General features: G+C 54.4%; 18 protein-coding genes and 1 pseudogene. 10 read left to right on the forward strand and 9 right to left on the reverse strand.

Annotated features, from left to right (window positions below; all coding sequences use genetic code 11):
- Positions 1-2: 2 nt before the first annotated feature.
- The 3 genes from pgaB to pgaD are packed head-to-tail and all read left to right on the forward strand — an operon-like array spanning position 3 to position 3,768.
- The gene (gene pgaB, locus GKAS_RS01595) at positions 3-2,009 is read left to right on the forward strand and encodes a poly-beta-1,6-N-acetyl-D-glucosamine N-deacetylase PgaB (protein ID WP_035891652.1); all 2,007 of its coding nucleotides are present in this window, start codon (positions 3-5) and stop codon (positions 2,007-2,009) included.
- A complete protein-coding gene (pgaC, locus tag GKAS_RS01600; protein ID WP_035891654.1) occupies positions 2,006-3,334 on the forward strand; it encodes a poly-beta-1,6-N-acetyl-D-glucosamine synthase in 1,329 nt (442 codons plus the stop codon). The genes pgaB and pgaC overlap by 4 nt, the downstream gene beginning before the upstream one ends.
- Entirely contained in the window at positions 3,334-3,768 is a 435-nt protein-coding gene (gene pgaD / locus GKAS_RS01605; RefSeq protein ID WP_035891655.1) for a poly-beta-1,6-N-acetyl-D-glucosamine biosynthesis protein PgaD, read from the forward strand. The genes pgaC and pgaD overlap by 1 nt, the downstream gene beginning before the upstream one ends.
- 52 nt (positions 3,769-3,820) lie before the next feature.
- On the opposite strand, the gene htpX is transcribed toward pgaD, so the two are convergent.
- The 4 genes from htpX to GKAS_RS01625 form a co-directional block, all read right to left on the reverse strand.
- Positions 3,821-4,705, reverse strand: coding sequence for a protease HtpX (htpX, locus tag GKAS_RS01610; protein WP_035891656.1), 885 nt, complete (start codon positions 4,703-4,705; stop codon positions 3,821-3,823).
- Between the two features lie 194 nt (positions 4,706-4,899).
- Positions 4,900-6,948, reverse strand: a complete 2,049-nt coding sequence (gene prc, locus GKAS_RS01615; protein WP_035891659.1) for a carboxy terminal-processing peptidase — start codon at positions 6,946-6,948, stop codon at positions 4,900-4,902.
- Positions 6,949-6,967: 19 nt separating this feature from the next.
- A complete protein-coding gene (proQ, locus tag GKAS_RS01620; protein ID WP_035891662.1) occupies positions 6,968-7,660 on the reverse strand; it encodes an RNA chaperone ProQ in 693 nt (230 codons plus the stop codon).
- A 97-nt stretch (positions 7,661-7,757) separates the two neighbouring features.
- On the reverse strand, positions 7,758-8,255 hold the full coding sequence (locus GKAS_RS01625; protein WP_035891663.1) for a GAF domain-containing protein: 498 nt from the start codon (positions 8,253-8,255) through the stop codon (positions 7,758-7,760).
- A 143-nt stretch (positions 8,256-8,398) separates the two neighbouring features.
- Here GKAS_RS01625 and yebS point away from each other — a divergent pair, with 143 nt between their 5' ends.
- From yebS to GKAS_RS01645, 4 genes and pseudogenes are all read left to right on the forward strand, one after another.
- Positions 8,399-9,682: a membrane integrity lipid transport subunit YebS gene (gene yebS / locus GKAS_RS01630; protein WP_035891665.1), complete on the forward strand. Its 1,284-nt coding sequence runs from the start codon at positions 8,399-8,401 to the stop codon at positions 9,680-9,682.
- Positions 9,651-12,285 (forward strand): annotated as a pseudogene (locus tag GKAS_RS01635) (PqiB family protein). The gene yebS and the pseudogene GKAS_RS01635 overlap by 32 nt, the downstream one beginning before the upstream one ends.
- Before the next feature lie 79 nt (positions 12,286-12,364).
- Entirely contained in the window at positions 12,365-13,804 is a 1,440-nt protein-coding gene (rsmF, locus tag GKAS_RS01640) for a 16S rRNA (cytosine(1407)-C(5))-methyltransferase RsmF (protein ID WP_115074434.1), read from the forward strand.
- A 110-nt stretch (positions 13,805-13,914) separates the two neighbouring features.
- Positions 13,915-14,154: a YebV family protein gene (locus tag GKAS_RS01645; RefSeq protein ID WP_035891671.1), complete on the forward strand. Its 240-nt coding sequence runs from the start codon at positions 13,915-13,917 to the stop codon at positions 14,152-14,154.
- A 31-nt stretch (positions 14,155-14,185) separates the two neighbouring features.
- Here GKAS_RS01645 and lpxP read toward each other — a convergent pair whose 3' ends face one another.
- From lpxP to yobA, 4 genes are all read right to left on the reverse strand, one after another.
- On the reverse strand, positions 14,186-15,121 hold the full coding sequence (lpxP, locus tag GKAS_RS01650) for a kdo(2)-lipid IV(A) palmitoleoyltransferase (protein ID WP_035891672.1): 936 nt from the start codon (positions 15,119-15,121) through the stop codon (positions 14,186-14,188).
- Positions 15,122-15,864: 743 nt separating this feature from the next.
- Positions 15,865-16,203 carry a YebY family protein gene (locus GKAS_RS01655; RefSeq protein ID WP_115074432.1) on the reverse strand — a complete coding sequence of 113 codons (339 nt, stop codon included), beginning with the start codon at positions 16,201-16,203 and terminating at the stop codon, positions 15,865-15,867.
- Positions 16,204-16,215: 12 nt separating this feature from the next.
- Entirely contained in the window at positions 16,216-17,085 is an 870-nt protein-coding gene (gene copD / locus GKAS_RS01660; RefSeq protein WP_035891676.1) for a copper homeostasis membrane protein CopD, read from the reverse strand.
- Position 17,086: 1 nt separating this feature from the next.
- Complete coding sequence (gene yobA, locus GKAS_RS01665) at positions 17,087-17,461, reverse strand: CopC domain-containing protein YobA (RefSeq protein ID WP_035891747.1); 375 nt, start codon at positions 17,459-17,461, stop codon at positions 17,087-17,089.
- Positions 17,462-17,598: 137 nt separating this feature from the next.
- On the opposite strand from yobA, the gene GKAS_RS01670 reads away from it, so the two are divergent.
- The 3 genes from GKAS_RS01670 (at position 17,599) to exoX (ending at position 19,269) form a co-directional block, all read left to right on the forward strand.
- Complete coding sequence (locus tag GKAS_RS01670) at positions 17,599-17,829, forward strand: DNA polymerase III subunit theta (protein WP_035891678.1); 231 nt, start codon at positions 17,599-17,601, stop codon at positions 17,827-17,829.
- A gap of 89 nt (positions 17,830-17,918) precedes the next feature.
- The gene (locus GKAS_RS01675; protein ID WP_035891679.1) at positions 17,919-18,587 is read left to right on the forward strand and encodes a carbon-nitrogen hydrolase family protein; all 669 of its coding nucleotides are present in this window, start codon (positions 17,919-17,921) and stop codon (positions 18,585-18,587) included.
- A 22-nt stretch (positions 18,588-18,609) separates the two neighbouring features.
- Positions 18,610-19,269: an exodeoxyribonuclease X gene (exoX, locus tag GKAS_RS01680; RefSeq protein WP_035891680.1), complete on the forward strand. Its 660-nt coding sequence runs from the start codon at positions 18,610-18,612 to the stop codon at positions 19,267-19,269.
- Here the strand turns inward: exoX and ptrB are convergent, their stop codons facing one another.
- On the reverse strand, positions 19,270-21,321 hold the full coding sequence (gene ptrB, locus GKAS_RS01685; RefSeq protein ID WP_035891682.1) for an oligopeptidase B: 2,052 nt from the start codon (positions 21,319-21,321) through the stop codon (positions 19,270-19,272).
- Positions 21,322-21,423 lie beyond the last annotated feature (102 nt).

A 21,423-nucleotide genomic window follows, 5' to 3' on the forward strand; every position in this document is an offset into this window, starting at 1 on the left:
TTATGTTGAACAGAAGTCTGGGTTGCCGCCTGGTTCTCGCCGGTTGGTTGTGCCTGAGTGCGGGAGTTTGTGCCAAACCGCTGACCTTTACTCCGCCACAAAATAGAACGCCACTGGAGGCGGAAAAACCGTGGCCCACCAATCGTTTCCTGGTGCTGGCTTATCACGATGTCGAAGATGATGCAGCCGATCAACGCTATCTGACGGTACGAACCAGTGCCCTCAACGATCAGATTGGCTGGCTGCTCCATAACGGTTATCGAGCCATCAGCGTTCAGGACATTCTGGACGCGCACCAGGGACGTAAAACGCTGCCGCCAAAAGCGTTTCTGTTGAGCTTTGATGATGGCTACAGCAGTTTTTATACTCGCGTCTGGCCGCTGCTTCAGGCCTGGGACGTGCCTGCTCTGTGGGCGCCGGTCGGAAGCTGGGTTGATACTCCAGCGCGACAGGCGGTTAACTTCGGCGGGCTGATGACCCCGCGTGAACGCTTTGCTACCTGGGACATGGTCCGTGAATTGAGCCACTCTTCACGGGTCGAAATTGGTGCCCATACCTGGGCTTCCCATTACGGTATTCAAGCGAACCCTCAAGGCAGTCTCGAACCCGCCATCGCCAATCGATTCTACGATAAAACCACCGGGCGCTATGAAACCGACGCCCAGTTCGACCAGCGTATTAGCGAAGACGTTCGCCACGTTACCAGCAAAATCGAACAAGTGACCGGCAAAGCACCGCGCGCCTGGGTATGGCCTTACGGCGAGGCAAACGGCACGTCGCTTGCCATTGCAAAACGTCAGGGTTATCAGTTGGCCTTCACGCTTGCCGATGGACTCGGCGACGTGCGCCATCTTGATAATATTCCTCGCCTGCTTATCTCAGGAAACCCTTCTATCAAGACGTTTGCCAGTACGGTCACGCAGGTTCAGGAACAGGAACCCGTCCGCGTGATGCACGTCGACCTCGACTATGTCTACGACCGCGATAGCGAACAGCAAACCCGCAACATCGATAAACTGGTGCAGCGTGTCTACGACATGAAAATCACCCACGTCTTTCTACAGGCGTTTTCGGACCCGGCTGGCGATGGCAAAATTAATGCGCTCTATTTCCCCAACCGCCATCTCCCCATGCGCGCCGACCTGTTTAACTTTGTCTCCTGGCAATTGCAAACCCGCGCGAAGGTCCAGGTGTTCGCCTGGATGCCCGTACTCTCGTTTAATCTCGCGGCTTCGCTTCCCCGCGTGCAGCGCTGGGACCCGAAAACCCAACGCGCGCAGATGTCCACTGAACCCTACGTGCGGCTCTCGCCGTGGAACCCGCAAACGCAGCAGCAGGTCATCGATATTTATCAGGATCTCGCCCGCTACGCCCCCTTCAACGGCATTCTGTTCCATGATGATGCCGTGCTGACGGATTATGAGGATATCAGCCCAGATGCCCTGCAAGCGTGGCAACGCACAGGACGTGCGTTCGATATGCATCACTTCCAGCAAACGCCGTCTGCGCTACACGCCTGGACTCGTTTTAAAAGCCAGAAGCTTATCGATTTCACCCAACGCCTGAGCCTGGCCGCTAAAGCCATTCGCGGCCCACAGATAAAAACAGCACGCAATATCTTCGCGCTGCCGCTTATTGAACCCGAAAGCGAAGCCTGGTTTGCGCAAAATCTGGATGATTTTCTCCGGGCTTATGACTGGACCGTTCCGATGGCGATGCCATTAATGGAATCCGTACCCGCGAAAAACAGCGATGAGTGGCTGACGCGCGTGGTGAACGCCGTCGCACAGCGGCCTGGCGGGCTTAACAAAACTATTTTTGAGCTACAAGCCAGAGACTGGCACCAACATAGCGCCATTGCTGATAAGCAGATGGTGGCGTGGATGCGCCTGCTTCAGCTACAGGGTGTTAAAAATTACGGCTATTACCCCGACGATTTTATCCATAACCAACCTGATATTTCACAAATCAGGCCTGAATTCTCATCGTATTGGTACCCAAACAAATGACCGATCGTCTGCTCGCTTTTTGCATTTTATGTCTGGTTTTCGGGCTACCGTTTGGCGTCGCCGCCGTATTTACCGGTGAACTGATTCTGGATTTCGTCTTTTTCTGGCCGCTGTTTATGTCGGTTTTGTGGATAACCGGCGGGCTCTATTTCTGGTTTCAACTGGAACGGCACTGGCCGTGGAGTCACGACATGCCTGCGCCATCACTACCGGGTAACCCGCTGGTGTCGATTCTGATCCCCTGTTTTAACGAAGCCCAGAACGCTCGCGAGACCATTGCGGCTGCCATGGCGCAGCGGTATCCCAATATTGAGGTTATCGCCATTAACGACGGCTCTTCCGATAACACCGCCGCCGTATTAGCGCAGATAGCGCAAGAACAACCGGGACTGAGGGTTATTCACCTGGCGGAAAATCAGGGAAAAGCAGTGGCCTTGAAAGCGGGTGCCGCAGCGGCCAGAGGCGACCTGCTGGTCTGTATTGACGGCGATGCCCTGCTTGACCGCGATACCGCTGCCTATCTGGTCGCACCGTTGATTCAGTATCCCCACGTCGGCGCAGTCACCGGCAACCCGCGCATCCGCACGCGTTCTACGCTTATCGGGCGCATTCAGGTGGGCGAGTTTTCATCCATTATCGGGCTAATCAAACGTACGCAGCGGATTTATGGCCGCGTATTTACCGTCTCAGGCGTCATTGCCGCCTTTCGCCGACAGGCGCTGGCCGAGGTAGGCTACTGGAGCCCGGACATGATAACCGAAGATATCGATATCAGTTGGAAGCTCCAGCTCCATCACTGGGACATCTTCTTCGAACCGCGCGCGTTGTGCTGGATTTTAATGCCGGAAACCTTAAAAGGCCTGTGGCGACAGCGGCTTCGCTGGGCACAGGGCGGCGCAGAAGTGTTTCTGGTGAATCTACGCATTCTGACCCGCTGGGAGCATCACCGCATGTGGCCGCTGTTTGCCGAGTACGCCCTGTCAACATTCTGGGCCTTTGCCTACGCGACAACGGTGCTGCTTTTTATCCTCAGCTACCTCGCACCGCTTCCGGCAAACCTGACGGTGGAGAGCCTTTTCCCTCCGGGCTTTACCGGCATGCTGCTAGGGGTCATGTGTCTGCTGCAATTCGTCGTCAGTTTGTACATTGAGCGGCGCTATGAAAGACAGGTCGCCGGGGCGCTGTTCTGGGTCATTTGGTTTCCGATGGTTTACTGGATGATTGGGCTATTTACCACCGTGGTTGCCTTTCCCAAAGTCATGCTGAAACGCCAGCGTGCAAGAGCTCGCTGGGTAAGTCCGGATCGTGGAAAAAGGAGCATTTGATGAATGAAAGTACGTTAATTTTAACCGAGCATCGACCGTTTCCCCGGCTTTTTGATGCCGTGCTCACAGCGCTCGCCTGGTGCGGTTTTCTGTTTTTTCTGTACGCCAATCTGCTGATGCAGTTTACCGAGCAGAAATATGGCCGTTGGGACGCGATTACCGGATCGTTTAATGCCGTGCTGGCCTATTTGCTGATTGCCGCGCTTAACGGCTGGCTGCTGATTATCTGGTACCAGTATAACCGACGGCGATCCCACGCTCGCCGTCATACCTGGCGGTTGGCGTTGCCGCGGGACGAACTGGCAAGAAGCTTTGAAGTCGAACCCCAAATCATTTCGGAGATGAGCCGCAATAATCTGCTCACGGTCTATCACGATGGAATTGGCCGCATTATTGATTTAAAGATTAATCGGCAGGAGGAAGTTGAGGAGTAAAAACAATAATGCCAGTCGTGTTACCGACTGGCATTCTCAGAACCCCGAGGGATTATTTCATGTACTCGCCGCTGCGCAACGCTTCAATACGCTTATCCAGCGGTGGGTGAGTCATGAACATTTCGCTCAGCGATTTGGATTTACCGTTGATGCAGAATGCCATCATGCTGCTGGCTTCCTGCGGCTCATAGCTGGTTTTCAGACGCTGCAGCGCAGCAATCATTTTCTCGCGACCCACCAGCTTTGCGGAGCCCGCATCGGCGTGGAATTCACGGTAGCGTGAGAACCACATGGTGATAATGCTCGCCAGAATACCGAACACCAATTCCAGCACCGTGGCCACCGCGAAGTAAATCAGCGGGTTGCCGTTGCTGCTCTCTTCACCATCATCACGGTTGCCGCCGAGGAAACCGGCCGCAATCTGCGCGATAACGCGAGAGATAAAGATAACGAAGGTGTTCACGATGCCCTGAATCAGGGTCATGGTCACCATATCGCCGTTAGCAATGTGGCTGATTTCATGGGCAATGACCGCCTCGGCTTCGTCACGGCTCATGTTCTGCAGCAGACCGGTGCTCACAGCCACCAGCGACGCATCACGACGAGCGCCGGTAGCAAAGGCGTTCATGTCCGGCGCGTGATACAACGCGACCTGTGGCATAGCAATGCCCACCTGCTGCGCCTGACGCGCAACGGTATCCACCAACCAGCGTTCCTGTTCGGTACGCGGCTGTTCAATCACTTCCCCACCGACGGATTTCAGCGCCATCCATTTCGACATCATCAATGACACAATGGAACCGCCGAAACCAAATAACAGCGCCATAATCAGCAGGCCGGTCATGCTGCTCGACTGAATTCCTGTCAGGCTTAGCACCAGCCCAAACACAACCATCACTGCCAGGTTGGTCATCAGGAAGAGCGCGATTCGCATCATAATTTACTTTTAACCTCTTTTTAACAAAACGCACTATGCGATTACCCATATCGTAGGGGTAATCCGGGAATTTTCAACGATTACGTTAGGCTAAGTCACGAGAAAGACACAACTTTACATTTTGTAGCATAGTTGTTTACGAGAAGAAGAGAGAGATAAAAAAACAGGCACAATTGCTTGTGCCTGTCAGTGTCTTACTTGCTCGCCGCCGGCTGTTCTGCCGGGGCAGCCTTCTCAAGCCTTGCCAGATCGATGGCAATATCCACCGTCTCATCAAGGTATGGATCCGGCTCTTTGTAGTCTTTTGGCAGATCTTCCAGTTTCTTCAGCGCTGGCTTACCTTCTCGCTTGTAGCGATCGTTAATCCGCGCCAGACGGGTTGCATCATCCTCTTCGTTCTCTTTCTCACGCTGGGCGTAGTTCAGAGACACGATACTGCGCTTATCCTTCAATGCGTTGAAGTGGGCAATATCTTTGGCGATGTACTGGAACTCTGGATCTTTCGCAATGCGATCGCTATGCAGCTTCAACAGTTCTGGTTCAAACGGTTTCATGTCGCCAGACTTCACATAGGTGGCAGCATTAATGCTGTCCCACGGCAGTGCGTTGTCTTCAAACTTCTCACCGGTTTCGGTCTCTTCCGTGCCGGTAGGCATCATGATATCCGGCGTTACTCCTTTACGCTGGGTACTGCCGCCGTTGATACGGTAGAACTTCTGGATGGTGTACTGGACGGAACCCAGCGCAGGCCATTCAGGACGCAGCATCTGATCGTAGATACGGTTCAGCGAACGGTATTGCTGGACGGTGCCTTTACCGAAGGTCGGTTCACCGACAATCAGCGCACGACCATAGTCCTGCATCGCCGCGGCAAAGATTTCCGACGCCGAAGCACTGAAGCGGTCAACCAGCACTACCAGCGGGCCTTTGTAATACACCACGCCGTCAGTATCGCTGTCTTCGCGAACTTTGCCGTTGTTATCACGTACCTGCACCACCGGGCCGGAAGGAATGAACAGACCAGAGAGCGAAACCGCCTCGGTCAGCGCACCGCCACCGTTGCTACGGAGATCGATAATCACGCTGCTGACGTTCTGTTTTTCCAGCTTCTGCAGTTGAACCTTCACGTCTTCAGTGAGGCCAACGTAGAATCCTGGAATATCCAGTACGCCAACTTTATCTTTACCTGTACCTTTAACCGACATTTTCACCGCGCGGTCTTCAAGACGAATACGCTCGCGGGTCAGGGTCACGATACGGGTTTTCGAACCTTTGCCAGCAGGCAGGACTTCCAGACGCACTTTGCTGCCCTTCGGTCCTTTAATCAGCGCCACCACATCGTCAAGACGCCAACCGATCACATCAACCATGCCTTTACCGGTCTGGCCGACGCCAACGATACGGTCGCCTACGCTTATCGCCTTGCTCTTCGCCGCCGGACCGCCTGCCACCATGGAGTTAATCACGGTGTAGTCGTCGTCCATCTGCAGCACCGCGCCGATACCTTCCAGAGACAGGCTCATTTCGGTATTAAACTGCTCGGTGTTACGCGGAGAGAGGTAGTTGGTATGCGGGTCGATTTCGCGCGCAAAAGAGGTCATCGCCAGCGAGAACACATCTTCGCTGTTGGTTTGCGCCAGGCGGCGGATCGCGAACTTATAGCGACGCGCCAGCGTGTCGTGAATCTCTTTATCGTCTTTGCCCGCAAGCTTCAGGCTCAACTGGTCAAATTTGACCTTGCCGTCCCAAAGTTTATTCAGTTCGGCTTCATCTTTCGGCCACGGCGCTTTGCTGCGGTCAAGATTAAAGGTATCGGAGCCGGTGAAATCCATCGGGCGCTCAAGCACCTTCAGCGCGTACTGATAGCGCTCAAAACGGCGTTTTTGCGCCAGATTGTAGAGATCGTAAAAGACATCAAGTTTGCCAGAACGCAGCTCATCGCCAATCTGCCCTTTCTTCGCTGAGAACTGCTCAACGTCGCTGGCCAGCAGCACATTGTGGCTATAGTCCAGCAGGTTCAGATAGCGGGTGAAGATTTTGGCTGAAAAAGCCTCGTCGAGATCGAACTGGCGGTAGTGAGAACGGGTAAAGCGCGAGGTTACGCGCTCGCTCACCGTCGCGTGTTGCGTCTCTTCCTTAAGAATAGGAAGCTGATCAACACGGGTAATATCTTCCACCGCTAAGACCTGGCCTGTTATCAATAACAGACCAGCAAGCGCGGAGAGCCTAAAGAATTTGTTCATGCCTGGCCAGGCCTCCGTTTCAGAACACCAGGTGTTCTGCGCGTACAATCATTGACATACCAGAAGTAAGCTGAACGCGAACGCCATCTTTGGTGATTTCCAGGATGGTCGCATCCATGGCGTTATTGCCGGCTTTAACTTTCAGGGACTGGCCGACCGTCAGCGCGGACAGATCGGATACCGGGGTAAACTTCTCTTCGCGGACTTCGCGAACTGGCTTAGCAGCAGGTTTAGCTGCGGCGGCGCGTGGTTTACGTTCGGCACCTTCTTTACGACGTACTGGAGGACGAGGTTTACGCTCACGACGTGGTGCGTCACCCTGTTCGCCCGCAGCAGCAGCCGCTTCGCGTTTTTTTGCCTGCTGTTCAGCGCGCTGCGCCTGAACGCGAGCTTTCGCTTCTTCAAGCTGCTGACGCGCGTGCGCCACGTGCTGCTCGTCGAGTTCGCCGCATGGGTTGCCGTCGAGATCGACGCGTACTGCACCCGCTTTGATACCGTAGAGGTAGCGCCAGCTTGAAGTATAAAGACGTAATGCGGAGCGCAGTTGAGTTTTGCTGAGGTTCATTTCCCCTTCAACACGCGCTACGAGATCCTGAAAAATACCGACTTTCAGGGGGCGAGCCTCACCTTCCGCGCTAAAGCACTGCGGGAAACGTTCGGCTAAAAATGCGATAACTTCTTTACTGCTGTTCAACTTAGGTTGATTTTCCATGAAATTTCCTGATTACAACGGACGTAGCCAACAAGCCGCAGGCATGAACAGGCGACATTATAATGACGCAATCCGTAAATGCTACGTTATCCGTTGATTATCCTTCGACGGGGGCAAAGAATTTTTGATAATCGGTCGCTTCAAGCACTTTTTGAAGGTGGCCGACCAGTTCACGCAAGCCCTTTTCATCTTCTTCGCTAAAGCGGGAGAAGACCGTGCTGTCGATGTCCAGCACACCAATAACCTGACCGTTCACCTCAAGAGGCAGGACGATTTCGGCATTGCTGGCTGCGTCACAGGCAATGTGACCATCAAAGGCATGGACATCTTCGATGCGCTGCACGCGATTTTCCGCCACGGCAGTACCACAGACACCGCGGCCAACCGGAATACGCACGCAGGCAATTTTGCCCTGGAATGGCCCAAGGACCAGCGTTTTGCCTTCCAGAAGATAAAATCCCGCCCAGTTCACCTCAGAAAGACGCTCGTACAGCAGTGCGCTGGTATTGGAGATTACAGCTAAAAAACTCGTTTCACCTGCCATCAATGCCTGAAAATCGCGGTTAAGATCCGCGTAAAATTCTGTTTTGCTCATTATATAACCATTATTGTTTACGGTGTTACTGATGCATTACTCAGCTTATCGCCTTATAAAATACGCATTAAGTGCGTTCGGGCTCAAGATGAATCGATACTTAGGTTAAGATAGAGTTATACATTCATTTCTCAATGTAATAAATGGCACTGAAAACATCACGCATAACGCCGTCGAAAAAAATACATATTCACAAGATTGATGCACCGTTGCCGTGGGCACATTACCAACGTTGCCCGCAGTGCGATATGCTTTTTCGGTTACCGGTCGTAAAATCATCGCAAAGTGCCTATTGTCCACGCTGTCACGCCAAAGTGCGCGACGGGCGCGACTGGTCATTGACTCGCCTTGGCGCAATGGCCATTACTATGCTGTTACTGATGCCGTTCGCCTGGAGTGAGCCACTGCTGCGCCTTCATCTGCTGGGGGTGCGTATTGACGCCAATCTGCTGTCGGGTATCTGGCAGATGACTGATCAGGGTGACCCGATTACCGCAGCAATGGTCTTCTTTTGCACCGTCGGCGCGCCTGCCGTGCTGGTCGTCTCCATCGCCTATCTGTGGCTCGGTAATATTCTGGGCATGAATCTGCGCCCTGTCCTGCTGATGCTCGATAAGCTCAAAGAGTGGGTGATGCTGGATATTTACCTGGTTGGCATCGCGGTCGCCTCGATCAAAGTCCAGGACTATGCCTTCCTGCAGCCTGGAATTGGCCTGCTCGCCTTTATCTCTCTGGTGGTGCTCAGCATTCTGACCCTGATTCACCTTAACGTTGAACAGCTGTGGGAGCGTTTTTATCCGCAGCGCCCTTCAACACGGCCCGATGCCAACCTGCGGGTTTGCATTGCGTGCGGTTACACCGGGCACGCCGATACCCGTGGTCGCTGTCGCCGTTGCCATACGCCGCTGCGCTATCGGCGCCGACAGAGCCTGCAAAAAAGTTGGGCGGCGCTGGTCAGCTCCATTGTTTTTCTGATCCCGGCTAACCTGCTGCCTATCTCCGTTATCTACGTCAACGGTGGGCGTCAAACCGACACCATTCTCTCCGGGATCATGTCGCTGGCTAACAGTAACATCGCAGTCGCGGCGGTGGTATTCATCGCCAGTATTCTGGTACCGTTTACCAAAATTATCGTGATGCTGACGCTACTCATTAGCATCCACTTTAAATGTGAACAGGGGCTGCGCACGCGTATACTGCTGCTGCGTTTTGTCACCTGGATTGGCCGTTGGTCAATGCTCGATCTGTTTGTCATTTCGTTAACCATGTCGCTCATCAATCGCGATCAGCTTCTCGCCTTCACGATGGGCCCCGCTGCGTTTTATTTCGGCGCTGCGGTAATATTAACTATTCTTGCAGTTGAATGGCTGGACAGCCGCATACTTTGGGACGCACATGAGTCAGGAAACGCCCGCTTCACAGACTGAGGCGCGAATTAAAACCAAACGCCGCATATCTCCGTTCTGGCTGCTGCCGGTCATCGCACTGATGATTGCTGGCTGGCTAATCTGGAACAGCTACGAGGATCGCGGTACCACCATTACTATCGATTTCATGTCGGCAGACGGTATTGTCCCGGGGCGCACCCCCTGTGCGCTTCCAGGGCGTCGAGGTCGGTACGGTTCAGGACATTCGGCTCGCCGAGGATCGCAGCAAGATTGAAGTGCGCGCGAGCATTAAAAGCGATATGGAAGACGCCCTGCGCGATGAAACTCAGTTCTGGCTGGTGACCCCGAAAGCGTCCCTCGCCGGGGTGTCCGGGCTTGATGCGCTGGTTGGCGGTAACTATATCGGTATGATGCCCGGTAAAGGCGAAGCGCGCGATCACTTCACCGCACTGGACACGCAGCCGAAATATCGCCTGAACAACGGCGAACTGATGATCCACCTGCACGCGCCGGATTTAGGCTCGCTCAACAGCGGCTCGCTGGTCTATTTCCGCAAAATCCCCGTGGGACGCGTTTACGATTACGCCATTAATCCGAACAATCAGGGCGTAACCATTGATGTCCTGATCGAGCGTCGTTTCACCAATCTGGTGAAAAAAGGCAGCCGCTTCTGGAACGTGTCGGGCATTAAAGCGGATGTAGGGCTGAGCGGTGCCAAAGTACAGCTCGAAAGCCTCGCGGCGCTGGTCAACGGTGCTATCGCTTTTGATTCACCGCCCGACTCGCAGGCCGCTGCGCAAAACGATGAGTATGGCCTCTATGAAGACCTCGCCCACAGCCAACGTGGCGTGTTGATCCAGCTTCAGCTGCCGAGCGGCGACGGTTTGAAAGCGGGCTCCACACCCATGCTCTACCAAGGGCTGGAAGTGGGTCAGTTGACCAAACTGACGCTGAATCCGGATAGCTCCGTTACCGGTGAAATGACCGTTGACCCGAGCGTCGTCTCGCTGCTGCGAGAAAAGACCCGGATTGAACTGAATCAGCCTAAGCTATCGCTGGATAATCCGAATCTGAGCACCCTGCTGACCGGCAGTACGTTTGAACTGGTACCCGGTGACGGCGAACCAAAAGACCGCTTTACCGTGTTGGCCGCCGACAAAACGTTACTGCAACAGCCTGGCGTCCTGACGCTGACGCTGACCGCACCGGAAAGTTACGGTATTGATGCCGGACAGCCTATCATGCTGCACGGGGTCAGAATCGGTCAGGTGATGGAACGCACGCTGAGTGCGAAAGGTATTAGCTTTGCGGTAGCCATCGACCCGCAGTACCGCGACCTGCTCCACGGCGACAGCAAATTTGTGGTCAACAGCAAGATGGATGTCAAAGTGGGCATCGACGGCGTTGAATTCTTAGGTGCCAGCGCCAATGAGTGGTTAAGCGGCGGCATTCGCATTCTGCCTGGCGAAAAAGGGCCAATGAAGGCGAGCTACCCGCTGTTCTCTAATCTCGAGAAAGCGCAGGAGAACAATTTAAGCGACTACCCTACCACTACCCTGATGCTGACCGCCGATACCCTGCCGGATATTCAGACCGGCTCTATCGTGCTGTATCGTAAGTTTGAAGTCGGCGAAGTCACCTCGGTGCAGCCGCGCGCTAATGCGTTCGATATTGCGGTTCACATTAAACCGGAATACCGCTCACTGTTGACCCCAAATAGCGTGTTCTGGGCTGAAGGTGGTGCGAAAGTGCAGCTGAATGGCAGCGGGCTAACGGTGCAAGCCTCACCGCTTTCACGTGCGCTGAAAGGGGCTATCAGCTTCGATAATCTCAACGCTGCCAGCGCAGGCAGCCGCAAGGGTGACAAACGCCTGCTTTATGCATCAGAAACCGCCGCTCGTGCTATCGGCGGGCAGATAACGCTACACGCCTTTGATGCCGATAAGCTCTCCTCCGGCATGCCGATTCGCTACCTCGGTATCGACATCGGCCAGGTGCAAAGCCTTGAGCTGAACGCCTCACGCAACGAAGTCCAGGCCAGCGCCGTGCTCTACCCTGAGTACGTGTCAACGTTCGCCCGCCGCGGCACCCGCTTCTCGGTGATCACCCCGCAAATTTCGGCTGCAGGCGTTGAGCATCTGGATACCCTGCTGCAGCCGTACGTTAACGTCGAGCCGGGCCACGGTGAAATGCGTCGTGATTTTGAGCTTCAGGAAGCGACCATCTCCGACTCACGCTATCTCAACGGCCTGAACATCGTCGTCGAAGCGCCAGAAGCGGGTTCGCTGAGTATCGGCACGCCGGTATTATTCCGCGGACTTGAAGTCGGGACCGTCACCGGTCTGCGTCTGGGTAGCCTCTCCGACCGCGTGATGATCGAAATGCGCATCGGCCAGCGTTATCAGCATCTGGTACGCAACAACTCGGTGTTCTGGCTGGCTTCTGGCTACAGCCTCGATTTCGGGCTGATTGGTGGCGTGGTCAAAACCGGCACCTTCAATCAGTTCATCCGCGGCGGCATTGCCTTTGCCACTCCACCGGGCATTCCGCTGGCGCCAAAAGCGCAGGAAGGAAAACACTTCCTGCTGCTGGAGTCAGAGCCGAAAGAATGGCGAGAATGGGGCACCGCCCTGCCACGCTAACAACCTCTGCGCCGGTGCCCGTCACCGGCGCATTTTTATGGTAAACTGCGCGCTCTTTATCTCCTTGTGGTATTCGCCAGTGGCTCAAAACGCAGTCTTTTTCCCCGATGAATTCCTTGCGCAGATGCGCGAGGCCATGCCGAAGAATCTCTCCTTTGAAGCATTTATTGATGCCTGCCAGCGCCCACTGCGCCGGAGTATTCGCGTCAACACGCTCAAAATTACCGTCGATGATTTTCTGGCACTGGTCGCGCCTTATGGCTGGCAGTTAACGCCGGTGCCCTGGTGCGCCGAAGGTTTCTGGATTGAGCGTGATAACGAAGACGAGTTCCCGCTGGGCAGTACCGCAGAGCATTTGAGCGGTCTGTTTTATATTCAGGAGGCGAGCTCCATGCTGCCGGTTGCAGCCCTGTTTGCCGACGGTGACGCGCCTGCGCGAGTAATGGATGTCGCCGCGGCACCTGGCTCTAAGACCACTCAGATTGCCGCCCGAATGGGTAACCGCGGCATGCTGCTGGCTAACGAATTTTCCGCCAGCCGGGTCAAGGTGCTGCACGCCAACATCAGCCGCTGCGGCATTGCCAATACGGCGCTGACCCACTTTGATGGTCGCGTATTCGGCGCGGCGTTGCCGGAGTGCTTCGACGCTATCTTGCTGGATGCGCCGTGCTCCGGCGAAGGCGTAGTGCGCAAAGACCCGGACGCGCTGAAGAACTGGTCGCTTGCCAGCAATCAGGATATTGCCAACACCCAACGTGAGCTTATCGACAGCGCATTTCACGCCCTGCGCCCCGGCGGTACGCTGGTCTACTCCACCTGCACGCTCAACCGTGATGAGAATGAATCGGTGGTGAACTGGCTGCTCGAGCGCTATCCCGATGCGGTGCACGTTCTCCCGTTAGGCGACCTTTTCCCTACTGCCGACCAGGCGCTGACTGCGGAAGGTTACCTGCACGTTTTCCCGCAGATTTATGACTGCGAAGGGTTCTTCGTGGCCCGTCTGCAGAAAACGGCGGCGATCGACCCGCTGCCCGCGCCGGGCTACAAAGTGGGTAAATTCCCGTTCGTACCGATGAAAACCCGGGAATCCCATACCGTCATCGATGCCGCGCGCCGTGTCGGTATTGAGTGGGATGAGTCGCTGGTGCTATGGCAGCGTGACAAAGAAGTCTGGTTGTTCCCGAAAGAAATCGAGCCGCTGCTGGGTAAAGTGCGTTTCTCACGCATTGGTATTAAGCTTGCCGAAACTCACAATAAAGGTTTCCGCTGGCAGCATGAAGCGGTGATTGCGCTGGCCAACCCCGCTGAACTCGGCCACGAATTAACATCAGCTGACGCGCAGGAATGGTACCGTGGACGCGACGTCTACCCGGAAAATGCCCCGTCTCATGATGATGTCATCGTCACGTTCCAGGGGTTCCCGCTTGGTCTGGCAAAACGTATTGGTTCACGTCTGAAGAACAGCTATCCGCGTGAACTGGTGCGCGATGGAAAACTTTTTGCCAACAGGTCGGAGTAGCGCACAAAAAAAGCGCATTTTTTGATTGGCGAAATGCTCTGTGTTGTCTAGGATGAAAAGGTACGGCCACTGGTCGTACCACACCGGTCAGCAGATTAACGGAGAGCATTATGAGCAAAACCAGCGTACGCATCGGCGCATTCGAAATTGATGATGCCGTGCTGCACGCCGAGCAACACGGCGAGCGAACGTTAAGCATCCCTTGTAAGTCCGATCCCGATTTGTGCATGCAGTTAGATGCCTGGGATGCCGATATCAGCATCCCGGCCCTTCTTGATGGCGAACATTCAGTGCTTTATCGCAAACATTACGATCAACCGTCTGATGCCTGGGTTATGCGGCTTGTCTAACCCAAAAGGAACCCGCCCATAGGCGGGTTATTTATTTGGCGTGTGGCACCACTTTGTAGAGCGATGCTTCTCCCCGCGGTCGGGTTTTAAACCGACGATGCACCCACAGATACTGCTCCGGTGCACGTAAAATCTCGCGTTCGATAATTTTGTTCATATAGCTCGCCGCCGACACTTCATCCCCGCAAGGATAATCGGTCATCGCTTCGCTAATGTGCAGCGTGTAGCCTTTCGTATCAGGCTTACGCACCATCGTCACGGTCAGCATCGCCGCACCGGAAAGGCGTGACAATACGTTAGTACCATTGGTGGTTGCCGCTTCGCTCACCGAGAAGAACGGAGCAAACACGCTGCCTTTCGGGCCGTAGTCCTGATCCGGCGCAAACCACACCGCCTCCCCCGCTTTCAGCGCCTGAACCAGGCCACGCAGGTTACGACGATCGATCATCGCTTTGTTTGAACGCAGACGCCCGGTGGTTTGTACCCACTCCATCAACGGGTCGTTGTGCGGGCGATAGGTTGCCATCATCGGACGGCACAGACCCATCGCACGGCCACCTAATTCCAGTGACATAAAGTGCACACCAACCACCATCACCCCACGCTGTTCTGTCAGCGCGTGCATCAGGTTGGCATAGCCTTCGACATCAAACCATTTGCGCACGCGCGCATCGCTCCAGAACCAGGCCATACCGGTTTCGATAAGCCCCATGCCCAGAGACATAAAGTTTTGTTCAATCAGCTTTTCGCGCGCTTCCGCCGTCATATGAGGGAAACAGAGCTCAATGTTGCGCGTAGCAATTTGCTCACGGCGTTTCAGAAAACGACGCGAGGCTTTACCGACGGAGGTACCGAGCAGGTGTAAAAGCGGATAAGGGAGTTGGACTACTAGCCATAAGAGAGCAAGCGCAAACCACTTCAACCCATTACGTGGGTGAAGCAAACGAACATCAAAATTCTGGAACATCATTTTTTCCGGATAACGTGGAGCACTGCACAAGGTAACGCTTAAGAAAAAAATGAGTCCATTCCTCTGTCTTAACGCGGTACGTATGAGTATTTGACAGTACTGCATTCGACAAATTCACTGTCCGGACGTTTATTTACAAAACGGCAGAATACGGAGGTGTAATACGGCGTGGCAGGCTGTGGCTTAACTCGCCGCAAGCATGCGCTTTTTCTTTTAAAAAAAATAGCGATTTTTATTCACGCATTGAAATAATTATTCTAATACTGAGCATAAATATAATTAGCACGATAGCGGTTTTAGTGAGTGAAATGATTCTTCTGCGTTTTTCAGCAGTTCCATTTCCTGCATCACATTTCCACGGAAATTTTTTTTTTGCGAAATGACACAAAAGTACTTGGATGCGGCAGAAAATCTGTTTACATTGGTTTAACAAGCACCCGAGCCGTATACCGTGTTTGCCCTGTTGGAAGGAAACGACAGATAAAAAGAGACCGAAAACGATTCCTGTTTTCGGTCCAGGGAAATGGCTCTTGGGAGAGAGCCGTGCGCTAAAAGTTGGCATTAATGCAGGCTAAGTCGCCTTGCTTTATAAGAATAGATGACCGTGACAGGTTTTCCAGTCCACAACCGCTGTGAGCTGAAAAATTTCGTTGAATAAACGGCATAAGATAAAAAAACCGCAGCCATTCCATGAGAATGATTGCGGTTTTTTATTGATTTTTAAACAGATATTCTGAGAATCAGCAGAGTTTCTTCGCTCGCTCGATAAACGGTGCCAGGCTCATTTTCACACCCGGCTGTTTAGGATCGTCAATCTGGATGATGCTTAGCGGCTGCGCCTGAGTCTTGCCCGCTTTCACCTGCTGTTCAGCCACATCATTAAGCGGATACTGCACCAGCGTGCTCGGGTTGATGACGTACAGCGCATTATCAGGGCGACAGGTCAGCATGACCTCTTCGCGGTTGAACGCCCAGTTCTCCTTACCCACCTCAAAACGGCTGACGGTAATAATCTGTGCAGCCAACGCTGAGCCGGTGGTGGTAAGTAACAACAAAGAGAGAATAATCTTTTTCATAATTCGCCAGTTCAATTAAAAAGGTTCCCAGGTGGCGAACAGGCTTACACACGCCAGCACCAGAGCCCCCAGGACAATTTCCGCCTGCGTGGTTCGCAGGAAAATACGCTGCGTCAGTTCCGTCGCGGCCGACATTCTCGGCACCAGCAGATAACGATTCGCCAACGCGACCATCACCATTAACGCCACGAAGCCGCACTTCACCCACAGCGCGACCCCGTAGGGTGTTGCAACGCTAAGCCCACCCTGAATCAGCCAGGCATTAACCAGACCGCTTGCAATCGCCCCAGCCACCGCCAGGTGCCCATAACGGGAAAAGCGCATCATGGTGTCAATAGCCGCTTTACGCCAGCGCCCTTTTGCCAGACGCAGGCAATAAAGAAACGGCACCAGCCCGCCAACCCATGCGCCAGCACAAAGGAGATGTACCGCATGATTGATACGTTGCAGCACACCAAGCGCGCCGTCATACATGGCGGCATGCCCTACACCCGCCAGCAGGATAAACTGTGCGACGCCCAGAAGCAAAAGCCGACGCATCATCTGTCGAGGTTGAATCCAGGCGACGCCTAATGTGACCCACGCGAGGACAATCTCCCACAGCCAGACGCTGCCAAAGTGAGTCTGTATCACCGCCCGCCAGACTTCGGGCCGCCAGGTATCTGACCAGCCGTCGCCCATCAGCCCGCCCTGCACCACCAGCATCAACATAGCTGAAAGCACGCTTACCGCTAACGCGCTGCGCAGTAGCTGAGAAAAGCGCTGGACCAGCAAACGCCTGAGTTCTGCAGGCGCCCACCACCCCGCATAAAGCGTGCAGCCAAAGGCCACCATCAGCGCGGCAAAGTGAGCAAAACGCAAGCCAACGTAGAGAGCCGCCAGCATATTACTTCACGCTAAACTGGTACTGACCTTTAGTCTTGTGCCCGTCGACGGAAACAACGTGCCATTCGACAGTATAAAGCCCGTGGCCCAGCGTTTCGTTCAGCGGAATAACCAGCTGCGCGTTATCGCTTTCGCTACGCGTGGCTTTACCAACGGGAATAATGCGCTTATCTGGCCCCATCAGCGTCACACCGCTGAAGCCAGGCTCAACACCTTCAGAGAAGTTAAGCGTTAATGCGTGAGGTGCGGGGCTGACCGCTGAATTTGCTGCTGGGATTTGCTGCTGAAGATGGGCATGAGCCCAGACGGATGAAGCACTGAGTGAACCCAGGACAAACACCATGGCACTGAGTGCGCGAGGCGCGGTGAATTTCATTTCCATCATTCCCTTTTGTTATCGATATATGACAAAGAATAACGCTGTATAATGTTCTCGTCGAGATGAGCACCCTCTGGACTTGCCATTTTGCGATACTCTTAGTAACTTTTGCGCGTTATTCCAAGGAGAAAATCATGCACACCAATCTGGCAACCCTACCACAAGACGAGATGGACAAAGTGAACGTTGATCTGGCTGCCGCTGGCGTGGCGTTTAAAGAGCGCTATAACATGCCGGTCGTCGCCGAAGTGGTTGAACGTGAACAGCCAGCGCATCTGCGAGACTGGTTCCGCGAACGCCTGATTACGCACCGTTTGGCCTCCGTCAATCTTTCCCGGCTGCCGTACGAGCCTAAATCCAAGTAAAGCTTACGCTTGGTTACAGTTCCTTACGCCAATCCTGATACTATGAGCTGGAATAAAAGCCCAATGACAACGTGTTGAAGGATGCAACGATGCTGACATGGACTATCGCAGCAGCGCAATATGCTCCCCGTAAGGGAGATGTTGCGGAGAACATTACCCACCATTTGCGGTTTATCGATGTCGCGGCCGAACAGGCCTGTAAGGTATTGATATTTCCAGAGCTCTCGCTTACCGGCCCTGACGACGAACAGACGTTACCTGCGCCGCCGGACGATTCTCAGCTTTTGCCGTTAAGCGAAGCCGCTCAGCGCCATCAAATGACCATTATTGCTGGCCTGCCAATGGACAACGACGGCAAACGCATTAAGGGTATTGTCATTTTTGCCCCGCATACCCCAGGCCCCATTAAGCAGCATCAAGGCCAAGGAACCTGTCTCGCACCCGAATCAGATCAAATCAGCGTCTTTGAGCTGAACCATGAAGGGTGTGAACTCTCCCCACAAGCCTCAGTGCTGGCAACCGTCAGCTCCATGGCGGAGCCGCAGCAGCAGCGCACCAGCCAGCGGCTTCAGCGCTTCGCCCACAAATATGCCATTGCCGTTTTAAAATCGAACTATGCCAGCGGCACGTTTTCAGGCGGCAGCGCATTGTGGGATGAAAACGGCCAGCTTATCGTCCGCGCCGACGGCGGCGAACTGTTGCTGACAGGCAGAAAGAACGCCCAGGGTTGGCAAGGCGAGATCATTCCATTACGCTAAACGTTTTAGGCCGGAGTTTGCCATGCTGCGCGTAATCGATACAGAAACCTGTGACCTACAAGGGGGCGTCGTCGAGATAGCCTCCGTCGATGTTATTGACGGTAAAATCGTCAACCCGATGAGTCATCTGGTTCGCCCGGACCGCCCTATCAGCCCGCAGGCGATGGCCATCCACCGGATCACCGAAGAGATGGTGGCCGACAAACCGTGGATTGAAGAAGTAGTGCCGTTTTACCAGGGTAGCCCGTGGTATGTCGCCCACAACGCCAGCTTCGACCGCCGTGTGTTGCCTGAAATGGACGGCGAATGGATCTGTACCATGAAGATGGCCCGCCGCCTGTGGCCGGGAATCAAGTACAGCAATATGGCGCTGTATAAATCACGCAAGCTAAGCGTGGCGACACCACCAGGTCTGCATCATCACCGCGCGCTTTACGACTGCTATATCACCGCGTCGTTGCTGATTGATATTATGCAGGTGTCAGGTTGGACGCCGGATCAAATGGTAGACGTCACCGGTCGACCGGCGCTGCTGCGTACCTTTACCTTCGGCAAGTACCGCGGGCAGGAAGTCGCGGAAGTGGCGAAAAACGATCCGGGCTACCTGCGCTGGCTGTTTAACAACCTCGACCGCATGAGCCCGGAACTGCGCGTTACGCTTAAGCACTACCTCGAGCAGTAATTAACGCTCGGTTTGCCCCGGCAGCGTTCCCTGCGCCAGGGCAATCAGGAAGGCAAACTCCAGCGCCACTCCTTCATAGCTTTTATAGCGTCCGGACTTCCCGCCGTGGCCGGAGTCCATCTCGGTGCACAGCAGCAACAGATTGTCGTCTACCTTCAGCTCGCGCAGCTTAGCGACCCATTTTGCGGGTTCCCAGTACTGCACCTGGGAATCATGCAGCCCCGATGTCACCAGCAGATGCGGATAGGCCTGCGCACGCACATTGTCGTAAGGGCTGTAGGATTTCATATAGCGATAGTAAGTTTCATCCTGCGGGTTACCCCATTCCTCAAACTCGCCGGTGGTCAGCGGAATCGACTCGTCGAGCATAGTAGTCACGACATCAACGAACGGCACCTGTGCAACGACACCGTGGAACAGATCGGGACGCTCGTTTACCACCGTGCCCATCAGCATACCTCCCGCACTACCGCCCATGCCATAGCACAGCGAGGGGTCACCGTAGCCTTTGGCCAGCAGCGCTTCCGTCGCATCCAGATAATCGTTGAAGGTATTTTTCTTCTTGAGGAATTTCCCCTCTTCGTACCATAACTGCCCCAACTCACCGCCGCCGCGAATATGGGCAATAGCAAAGACAAAGCCGCGGTCAAGCAGGCTTAAGCGGCTGCTGCTGAAGTCGGCGTCCATGCTGGCACCGTAAGAGCCGTAGCCGTAGACCAACAGCGGATTTTTACCCCGACGGAAATGTTCATGGCGGTAAACCAGTGAAACCGGGACCTCTACGCCATCACGTGCAGTAATCCACAGACGCTCACTGCGATAACGGCTGGCATCAAAACCTTTCACCTCCTGCTGCTTCAGCACGCGGCGTTCTCCGCTGTCCATGTTCAGCTCAAACAGCGTGTCGGGGGTGGTCATCGACGAGTAGCCATAGCGCAGGCAGGCGGTTTCCGGTTCCGGGTTGTAGGCAATCCACGTCACGTAGGCCGGATCATCAAAAGCGATGGCCGTTTCCTGCTGGCTATGGCGATGGATCTGGCGCAGGCTGGTTAAGCCACGCTGGCGCTCTTCAACCACCAGCCAGTCACGAAACAGCGTGAAGTCTTCCAGCATGACCGCGTCGCGCGGCGCAATCAGAGTTTGCCACTCAGCCTCTTCCCAGGATTCACTGCGATACAAACCAAAGTTTTTGCCATCGCGGTTAGAGCGCAGGTAAAACTGGTTTTGATAGTGATCAAGGCTGTATTCATGGTCTTTACGGCGCGGCGCAAAGACGCGCGGCTGGGCGTTTGCCTGGTCGGCATCGAGCAGCAGCATTTCGCTGGTCGTGGTGCTTGAGAGCACAATCACCACGTACTGGCGTGAAGAGGTCTTGTGCAGGCTGACGTAAAACGTCTCGTCCTGCTCCTCATAGATAAGTTCATCTTGTTCGGTAGATGCCCCAACCTGATGCCGCCAGACCTGCCACGGCAACAGCGTCGTGGGGTGCTGGCGAACGTAGTAAAGCACGCGGGAGTCATTTGACCACACCACGCCCGGCGAGACATCGTCAATCACTTCTGGCAGCCAGGTTTCGTTTTCCAGATGGCGAATCCGCAGGCTGTACTGACGGCGGGAAAGGAAATCTTCGGTCACCGCCAGCAGGTTATTGTCCGGCGCTACGTTCAGCCCGCCCAGGGTATAAAACTCGCTGTGCGCCGCCCGCTTATTTTCATCAATCAGCAACGTCCATTCATCACTATCTAACGCCTGACGCTGGTAAATCGCATATTCGCGTCCCGGCTCAAAAACCTGGCGGTAGCGATAACCGTTTTTGATATAAGGCGCGGAGACCTCACGCGGTGGGATCCTGTCGACAATCTCTTTCAGCACGCGATCCTGTAGACTGCGCTGGGAGGACATCACTTCGCGCCCGTAGGCGTTTTCCTGCTGTAAATAGTCAAGCACCGCCGGTTTGGTGCGGGTGTCATCGCGAAGCCAGTAGTAGTTATCGACGCGCGTATCACCATGCAATGTCATGGTGTGGGGTATCCGTTTCGCTTTAGGTGGCATCTCGTTATTCTTCTTGTTGTGTTAATTCATTATTAAGCCTGGCAAAAGTCGCGCTCATTGCCAACTTAACCTATCCCCTCATCCTACGTTTCATCAGCCTTT

This window comes from Kluyvera ascorbata ATCC 33433, assembly GCF_000735365.1.
Classification (GTDB): domain Bacteria; phylum Pseudomonadota; class Gammaproteobacteria; order Enterobacterales; family Enterobacteriaceae; genus Kluyvera; species Kluyvera ascorbata.

Excerpts from the sequence above, each read along its gene's own strand:
- GKAS_RS01625 (WP_035891663.1), bottom strand. The coding sequence starts at position 8,255 with ATGAGCAAAACAGAATTTTACGCGGATCTTAACCGCGATTTTCAGGCA.
- pgaC (WP_035891654.1), top strand. The coding sequence starts at position 2,006 with ATGACCGATCGTCTGCTCGCTTTTTGCATTTTATGTCTGGTTTTCGGG.
- GKAS_RS01670 (WP_035891678.1), top strand. The coding sequence starts at position 17,599 with ATGCACACCAATCTGGCAACCCTACCACAAGACGAGATGGACAAAGTG.
- pgaB (WP_035891652.1), top strand. The coding sequence starts at position 3 with ATGTTGAACAGAAGTCTGGGTTGCCGCCTGGTTCTCGCCGGTTGGTTG.
- ptrB (WP_035891682.1), bottom strand. The coding sequence starts at position 21,321 with ATGCCACCTAAAGCGAAACGGATACCCCACACCATGACATTGCATGGT.
- lpxP (WP_035891672.1), bottom strand. The coding sequence starts at position 15,121 with ATGTTCCAGAATTTTGATGTTCGTTTGCTTCACCCACGTAATGGGTTG.
- copD (WP_035891676.1), bottom strand. The coding sequence starts at position 17,085 with ATGCTGGCGGCTCTCTACGTTGGCTTGCGTTTTGCTCACTTTGCCGCG.
- proQ (WP_035891662.1), bottom strand. The coding sequence starts at position 7,660 with ATGGAAAATCAACCTAAGTTGAACAGCAGTAAAGAAGTTATCGCATTT.
- pgaD (WP_035891655.1), top strand. The coding sequence starts at position 3,334 with ATGAATGAAAGTACGTTAATTTTAACCGAGCATCGACCGTTTCCCCGG.
- prc (WP_035891659.1), bottom strand. The coding sequence starts at position 6,948 with ATGAACAAATTCTTTAGGCTCTCCGCGCTTGCTGGTCTGTTATTGATA.
- yebS (WP_035891665.1), top strand. The coding sequence starts at position 8,399 with ATGGCACTGAAAACATCACGCATAACGCCGTCGAAAAAAATACATATT.
- GKAS_RS01645 (WP_035891671.1), top strand. The coding sequence starts at position 13,915 with ATGAGCAAAACCAGCGTACGCATCGGCGCATTCGAAATTGATGATGCC.
- yobA (WP_035891747.1), bottom strand. The coding sequence starts at position 17,461 with ATGAAATTCACCGCGCCTCGCGCACTCAGTGCCATGGTGTTTGTCCTG.
- exoX (WP_035891680.1), top strand. The coding sequence starts at position 18,610 with ATGCTGCGCGTAATCGATACAGAAACCTGTGACCTACAAGGGGGCGTC.
- htpX (WP_035891656.1), bottom strand. The coding sequence starts at position 4,705 with ATGATGCGAATCGCGCTCTTCCTGATGACCAACCTGGCAGTGATGGTT.
- GKAS_RS01675 (WP_035891679.1), top strand. The coding sequence starts at position 17,919 with ATGCTGACATGGACTATCGCAGCAGCGCAATATGCTCCCCGTAAGGGA.